Source organism: Streptomyces sp. NPDC021749 (assembly GCF_040640655.1).
Lineage (GTDB): Bacteria > Actinomycetota > Actinomycetes > Streptomycetales > Streptomycetaceae > Streptomyces.
This window is the reverse complement of the sequence record NZ_JBFACE010000035.1, coordinates 73,749-80,786: the sequence shown is the minus strand read 5'-3', so window position 1 is coordinate 80,786 and position 7,038 is coordinate 73,749. Positions and strand designations below refer to the sequence as shown.

Sequence of the window (7,038 nt, the reverse complement as noted above, 5' to 3'; positions counted from 1 at the left end):
CCGTCCGGGTCGAGGACCCGCATGGCCTGGCGGCCCTCCAGGATCAGGCCACGGAACTCCTCCATCAACTGCGCTGCTTCAAGGGCGAGTTGGCCGTTTTAGTCGTGGATGTCGAGCATCCCGCCCTGCGAACGCGCGGTCGGGGAGGGCTCCGCCTCGTAGACCGTGGCCGGTATTCCGTGGACGTGCAGGACGCGGGCGAGCGTGAGGCCGCCGAGCCCGGCGCCGATGATCGTGACGTGAGTGGTCATGGGAGCTTTCTTCCTGATCGTGGGCCGCTGGGTGGGCGCCCGGCAGGTCACTCCGGGAGCGCCGTTCCAGTAAGTCGGGACGAGGCGATGCTGGTGGCCGGTGCCGGTGCCGGTGCCGGTGCCGGTTGCCGGTGCCGGTGCCGTTGACGGCCGGCGCCAACCAGTTCCAATGTCCCGGCAGCCATCGACAGTTCACCGACAGATCACCGACCACCGCCAACAACCACCCGACACCGAACGGCAGCCGGACCTCGGTGAACCACTCGACCAGGATGTCGGGAGCCCTAGCCATGTCTGGTGGCGGAGGAGGAGGCACCAGCAGCTGGTCTTGAACCCGTCCGAGGGGCCCGCATTTCGAGCAGGCCCCCACCACCGCCCATGTGTGGGGCATAAAGCCCCGCCAGTCGTCACCTGCGGGGCTTTGAGCCGTCAGTTCATCAGCAGTAGCCGCGTGTGCGGTACCAGCTTCCGGTTCACGCTGGTGCTCTGCACAAAGATCGTGAAGTCGTCGTTGTGGTCCGGCTTGACGCGAACTTCCATGTCCGGCAGGCCGAGCAGGGCGCGGGCCTCCGGCCCCGTATACACCCGGTCCGTTTTCTTCTCCAGCACCGCAATCTGCTTACGCGCCTGGACCTTCTCCGACTTACCCAGCTGATAGAACGCACAGCCGGTACGGAAGGTGTGCCCGCATTCGATGACCCAGTTTCGGATCGTCGCTTCGCGAGCCACCGGAATCAACTGGTACTCGGACGGATCCACCGGGGTAAGACCGGCCGCTTTTATGGTGTCCTTGTTGACAGCCTCGGCGCCTGTCGAGAACACCGCTCGCGATCCCCGGATGCCCTTGGTGCGGCCCACCATGAATTTCTCGGTCGCCTGCTGGATGACCTGCCCGGCCTCCTCCAGCCCTTGCGTGCTCGTGGCGTCCCAGATGGCGATGTTGTCCTTCGGGAAACCACAGTGCATGGCCTCGCGCTTGCCCATCTGGTCCGGCACAAGGACAGCCAGTGTCCAGTTGTCCTGCTGCGTCTCGATCATCTCCGCCACAGCCTGTACCAGTCCACGCGGATCCCTGACAGCGGCATCCACACAGCGGTGACTTGCGTTCTCCTGCCCGTCCGTCAGTACGAACGTCAAGAAGCTGTGGTCGCCGTAAAGTTGAGCGGTCTGCGCCAACTCCCGCTGCGACTTCAGCGTGGCCGCCAGCAACGCCGTCATTCCACCAACCCGGTACAGCTGCTTCAGGGACGGCATCCGCAGCACGTCCTTGTCGTAGATGACGCACTCCACCTTGTCCGCGAAGACATACACCGTCACGCGGGTTTCCTGATCCAGCTCCTCCGACCGGCGGGCCAGATAAGCAATCTGCTGGTCGGCGACCTCGACGACCTTGCGGCTCAGCTGCGACATGGACGAACTCGCATCCAGCACAAGAGCAACGTGATTGATGTAGTTCTGGTTCCCGGACATAGCCGCTCCCCCTCTTCCGACTCGATGCACCGATCGTCTCACCCACCACTGACAATCGATCGTGGTCCCGCGTCGGATGCAGGCAGACAATCCCGACCTTCTCCTCGGAGTCGATTGGCGGAACCGTCGACGGGCAGTCGGTGCCGTTGGCTTTGAGCGAGCCTGCGGCCCAGCGAGCGTGCTGTGCGCGGGTAGGCATCCGGGCCCGCCGCGTTGACTGGTCGGGGGGTGGGCGCGTCGATCAAGGGCATGGAGCTGAGTGGTGGCTGAGCCGGCTCCTTTACCGGTCCGCCGGTCCGCCGGTCCGCCGGTCCGCCGATCCGTCGATCCGTCGATCCGTCGATCCGCTGGTCCGCCGGCCCGCTGGTCCGCCGATCCGCTGGCCCGCCGGAAAGGTCTCTTCCCCGTATCGGGGTATCGGGGAAGAGGCCTTTTTGTGTGGGCTCGGTGGGGCGATGGCCCGTGGCGGGCGACCGCAGGTCTTCCTCTGCTGTACCGAGCTTCAGCTGTCGGGGCGTCACGCCACGATGTCCTCGACGGCCGTCTGGTCGGCGCCGTCCTGATCGCGGACGGCAAGTGACCACCATGCTGGGACCCGGGCTCCTCGCCCCTCAGCGCACCGGAACGAGGGTCAGGTAGGCCAGGCCCATGACGCCGCGATAACCCCGGAGCCACATGGTGCGGTGGCGATCGACGCGGTCGAGGGTCTCCTTCGCCAAGGGGTGATCGGAGTGTGCGGCGAGCCATTCCTCAACGTCGGACTGGTAGGCGGACTCGAATTCCTCCCATTCGTCGTTGCTCGCGGTCTCGATCCAGGCGGGCCGGAAGCCCGCGGCGATGGCGAGGTCGACGAGGCCGGCGAGATCATGGAACTCAGCGGGGGAGGCGTCCGGCCACATGGCCGACAACTCACTTGAGGTGGGCGGGCGTTGCCAGAATCCCTCGCCGAGAACGACCCGGCCGCCCGGGGTGACCAGACGACGGAGGGCCTGCAGGGCGGCTGTGGTGTGCTCAGGTGGTTGGGCATCGCTGAGGGCGTGCCCGGCACCGAGGCACAGAACGAGGTCGGCGGGGCCTTGGTCGGTGTCGACGGCGGACTCCTGGACGAAACGGACGCGCTCGGCCAACCCGCGGGCCTCGGCGTTGGCGCGCCCGCGGGCCAGGTCGTCCTCATTGAGATCGACACCGACACCGGTCGCGCCGGGTGTCTCCTCAAGGAAGCGGAGCATGAACTCTCCCCAGCCACAGCCGATGTCCAGCACGGACGTGGGAGCAGTCAGGGTGGCTTCGGCGGACAGCCGGCGGATCATCCTGGCGGCCCGGTCCTCGGAGAGGGGGCCGTGGAACGTCAGTCGGGTCAGCCGCGGCGGGCCGGTGGTGTGGTCCATGAGCCGAACAGTAGGGATGGCCCAGCCGTCAGCGGTACCGGTTTTTCTGCGGGGCGCCAGGGCGGCGGACCGAGGAAGTGTTCCGCATTGCGTTCGTAGCGTCGGTGGAGGCGACGGAAGCCCGCCGGCCAGGAGTCGGCCGCTCGACCACCCGCCGCCAGGAGACGGTCGCTCGACCACCCACCGGCCAGAAGAGGCCGCTCGCCTACCAACCGGTGGCCACATGGCCACGAACACGATCGCCGCCAACCTCTCCCGGTCGCCGTCGCCGTCGCCGGCGCGGCGCCGGCCGCCTTTTGCGAGAGCCCAACGGCCGTCTCCGCAACCATCCGCCTCCTTACGGGAGCCCGATGGCCGTCTCCCGAACCATCCGCCTGAACAGCTCCCCCAGTTCATCCGGCACCAGACCACCGGACGCTCAAGGAGACCCGCCACATCAAGCCCCACACGCCACCCCCCCGGCCGAAGGAAACGGCACCTGACGAGACGTGTGCGGGGTCGGCGAGCGGGCCGGTCAGAACCAGTGCAGGCAGTGCGGGGAGCGCTCGGCGCGGAAGAGGGCGTCAGCAAGGGCGGCCGCGCCCGGGCGGTGGGCCCGGATGTGTCCGGCCCGCACGAGCGTGCTCGGGGCGGTACCGCCGAGGTAGACCGCGCCCAGGTCGCTGATGTCCAGGGACAGGTCGGGCTCCCGGTCCGTCGGGACGCAGTCGGCCTTGCCCTCCTGGACGGTCAGCAGGTAGCGGCCGTGCTCGCCGAGGAACGGGTCATCAACGTCGAGGACGAGCTCGCCGTCCGTGAACCAGCCGCGCGCGGTCAGCGCACGCGGCACGTCCAGCAGCCGTACCCAGAGCCAGTCGGTGTCCTCGCTCACCTGGCCGGCGCGGAAGTCCGCCAGCTGCCAGCGCAGCGGGTGCTCGGGCGGGACGTGCTTGAACACGACCTCGGTGACCAGGTCGTGTCCGAGCACGAACCGGGCCAGGGCCGTGAAGACGGCGTCGTCGGTGGCGATGGTCTCGTCGACCGTCAGGGTGCCGGACGCGGCCGAGTAGCTGGCGTACCCGTCCGGGACGCCGTCGGTGTCCCGGTGGACGGCGACGTAGCGCGGCGCCGGAGAGACCGGGGGCTGCCCCGCGCCCAACGCCCACCAGCGGTGCGGCCGGGACAGCGCGCCGGGCTGTGCGCGGCGGTACCGGTCGTAGACCTCTTCCAAGATCTCGCCGCACTCGGCACGCCGCAGCAGCTCCACCGAGCCGGTGTCCGATCCTGCCGCTGGTGCGCCGGCCGTTGCGCGCGCCCGGGGCAGGGCGAGGGCGGCTTGGTGCCGTGGCACCGTCAGGCGCTGCGTGTAGGTCGCCGGTCCGTAGCCGAACCTGCCGTAGATCGGCGCCTCGGAGGCCAGCAGCACGGAGAGGAACTCCCCTCCCGCCCGCAGCTCGGCGAGCTGATGCCGCATCATCGCGCTGAGCACGCCCTTGCGTCGGTGCGAGGGCAGGACACCGACGGCGCTCACGCCTGGCGCCGGGGCGAGGATCTCGCCGGGCAGGGTGAGCTCGAAGGAGTACGCACCGGCGGTGCCGACCGGCCGCCCGTCCGGCGTCAGGGCGAGCAGACCGCGGTCCATTTCCAACGCGGCCCACCAGACCCCGCCGCCGTCGGTCGGGGTTTCCGGGAAGCGTGCGAACGCGGCATGGAGTGTGTCGACGAAGACATCGAGGTCCTTGTCGGTCGTGGGACGTATCTCCATTGCTGCCGCTGCCTCCCCGGGGTCCCGGCACCACGACGTGTGGTGCACCGCCACAGTGCAGTGTTGCCCCGTGGCCCGGTCAAGCGAATTACGGCAGTACTCGTCATAGAGCTCGTGCCAGGCCGCACCTGCCACGACGATGAAGACGCCGCCTGCCGCCGGCTTGCCCCCCTGGCGGTCCATGAAGGGCAACGGGCAACGAGCTCGGCCCGCAACCGCTGGGCAGGTTGGGCGCGCCCGCGTCGCTCCGAGCGGACGGTTAACCTGGGTCCGTCAGCGAAGATCGCAGAAGGGCGGAACACATGGCAGACATCGTGGAGACAGCGGCGCGCAAGGTCTTCGAGCGCTACGACGTCGACGGGGACGGCCAGGTCACCGCGGACGAATACCGGAAGGTCGTGGCGGAGCTGGAAGGCTCGGAGATCACCGAGGCGCAGGCCCAGGAGCTGATCGACTCGCTCGACACCAACGGCGACCGCCAGATGTCCTTCGAGGAGTTCTGGACGGCCATGAATGGCTGACACTGCCGGGTCCGGCACGGGAACCTGCCGGACCCGGTTCCCCATCCCACCGATGTGGCGCGGTCGCGCGCAGCCTGCCGTCGAGGATGGCGAACGCTTTGCTGACTGCTGACTGCTGACTGCTGACTGCTGACTGCACGGGCGGTCTCGAAAGCAGGCCGCAGACCCGGCCGGACGGTGTGGGCCGTCCAGCGCGGGCCGCGTCCCTACGGGGTGATCCGGCCGGCGTCTTCCGCTACGACCGGTAGCGGTAGCGGATCCGGCCGCGGGTGAGGTCGTAGGGGCTGAGCTCCACGAGCACCCGGTCGTACGGGAGGATCTTGATGTAGTTCTTCCGGATCTTGCCGCTGATGTGGGCGAGCACCGTGTGCCCGTTCTTGAGCTCCACCTTGAAAGTGGCATTGCGGAGGCACTCGATGACGGTGCCTTCGACTTCTACGCCCCCTGCTGTTTTCGTCATGGTCTCTCACTCTCTCGTTCTGTGGTGGCGACTTCGGTCGGTGGCTTGGGTATGTGGATTCGGTGGGCGGATTCGGTGGGCGGATTCGGTACGTGGATTCGGTACGGAATGAAGGCGGTGTGGTCGGGCGCAGTACCGGCGGCCGGCAGCCGGGCACAGCCCAACCGTGGACGACGGTCATCCGGCGCCCGCCCGTCGGAGCGGCTGTCACCGCCCCTGCTTCGGGCTGGGCTTGGCCGCTCGCCGCGGTGTGGCGGAGCGTCAGCGGCGGACGAGCTCCAGGTTGCTGGCCGTGCGCCGGGCACCGATGCTCTCGAACAGGACGGTAGCCGCCGCGTTGGAGTCGTCCACCTCGGCCCATGCCGAAGCGGTCCCGGTGCGGTGCAGCGAACCCAGGGTGTGGGCCAGCAGCGCCCGGGCGATGCCGCGACGGTGGCTATCAGCGCGGACGGCGATCAGGCCGATCCGTGGCTGCCGGGGCAGCGGCGCGACCCGGACCAGCCCCACGTACTGGTCAAAGTGCCGCGCCACCGTGTACTTCGACGGATCGACCAGGGTGGTTCCCGCCGGGCGGGGCAGCACCTCGGCCGGCATCGTCCGCCATCCGACGGCGGCCTCGACCTCGTCGCGGATGATGCGGTCCAGGGCGCGCAGTGGGCCCTCCTCCGCCTTGCCGGCGGGCACGATCGTGACGCCTGACGGGGGGGTGGACCAAGCCGAGCCCGGTGACCTGCGGGTCGGTGGGCACCAGGTAGCCCCACTCGCGACGTGCGGTGGCGAAGCCGGACCGCTCCCAGGCGGACCGCGAGTCGTGATCGGCCTCGTCGACGACGGAGTACAGCGGTGCCGGCAGGTCCGCCAGCATTGCCTCGGCGATGCGGTCGAAGACCGCGCCGTGCCATGCGTCGATGCTGAGGAAGAGCCGCCCGTCGGGTCGGCGCGAAGCATCGCCGCGGCCGACCGTCCGGTCGTCCTCCACGGCAAGCCACTGCCTGTCCGACGCCCGCATGACCACGACTGCGGGGTTGTCCGTGCCCGGAGTGGAATGCGCAAAGTCCATAGGTGTCGCCTTTCAGGAGTGCCTTGTCTGAGGCGCTCCCAGGCGACAGCTACGTCAATCGCCCACCGTGACGAAAAGGGGGAGCACCCACACGGATACAGCCTTCATGGGTCTCACCTCCTCGCGTTCTCTCACGGCTGCCCG

The 7,038-nt window shown here is 68.8% G+C and carries 5 protein-coding genes and 2 pseudogenes; 1 reads left to right on the top strand and 6 read right to left on the bottom strand.

Going from position 1 to position 7,038, the window contains the following annotated elements; translation table 11 throughout:
* The 4 genes and pseudogenes from AB0G35_RS28515 to AB0G35_RS28500 all read right to left on the bottom strand — a co-directional run.
* A pseudogene (locus AB0G35_RS28515) lies at positions 1 to 251 on the bottom strand (FAD-dependent monooxygenase); the annotation flags it as partial.
* Positions 252 to 680: 429 nt separating this feature from the next.
* Positions 681 to 1,721 carry a vWA domain-containing protein gene (locus tag AB0G35_RS28510; RefSeq protein ID WP_360955460.1) on the bottom strand — a complete coding sequence of 347 codons (1,041 nt, stop codon included), beginning with the start codon at positions 1,719 to 1,721 and terminating at the stop codon, positions 681 to 683.
* A gap of 611 nt (positions 1,722 to 2,332) precedes the next feature.
* Positions 2,333 to 3,109, bottom strand: coding sequence for a class I SAM-dependent methyltransferase (locus tag AB0G35_RS28505; RefSeq protein WP_360955458.1), 777 nt, complete (start codon positions 3,107 to 3,109; stop codon positions 2,333 to 2,335).
* Between the two features lie 514 nt (positions 3,110 to 3,623).
* Complete coding sequence (locus tag AB0G35_RS28500; RefSeq protein WP_360955456.1) at positions 3,624 to 4,853, bottom strand: GNAT family N-acetyltransferase; 1,230 nt, start codon at positions 4,851 to 4,853, stop codon at positions 3,624 to 3,626.
* A gap of 302 nt (positions 4,854 to 5,155) precedes the next feature.
* Here AB0G35_RS28500 and AB0G35_RS28495 point away from each other — a divergent pair, with 302 nt between their 5' ends.
* Positions 5,156 to 5,374 carry an EF-hand domain-containing protein gene (locus AB0G35_RS28495; protein WP_360955454.1) on the top strand — a complete coding sequence of 73 codons (219 nt, stop codon included), beginning with the start codon at positions 5,156 to 5,158 and terminating at the stop codon, positions 5,372 to 5,374.
* A 235-nt stretch (positions 5,375 to 5,609) separates the two neighbouring features.
* Here AB0G35_RS28495 and infA read toward each other — a convergent pair whose 3' ends face one another.
* Together infA and AB0G35_RS28485 are read right to left on the bottom strand one after the other, a co-directional pair.
* Positions 5,610 to 5,834, bottom strand: a complete 225-nt coding sequence (infA, locus tag AB0G35_RS28490; protein ID WP_360955452.1) for a translation initiation factor IF-1 — start codon at positions 5,832 to 5,834, stop codon at positions 5,610 to 5,612.
* A 261-nt stretch (positions 5,835 to 6,095) separates the two neighbouring features.
* Positions 6,096 to 6,894, bottom strand: a pseudogene (locus AB0G35_RS28485) (GNAT family N-acetyltransferase).
* Positions 6,895 to 7,038: the final 144 nt, after the last annotated feature.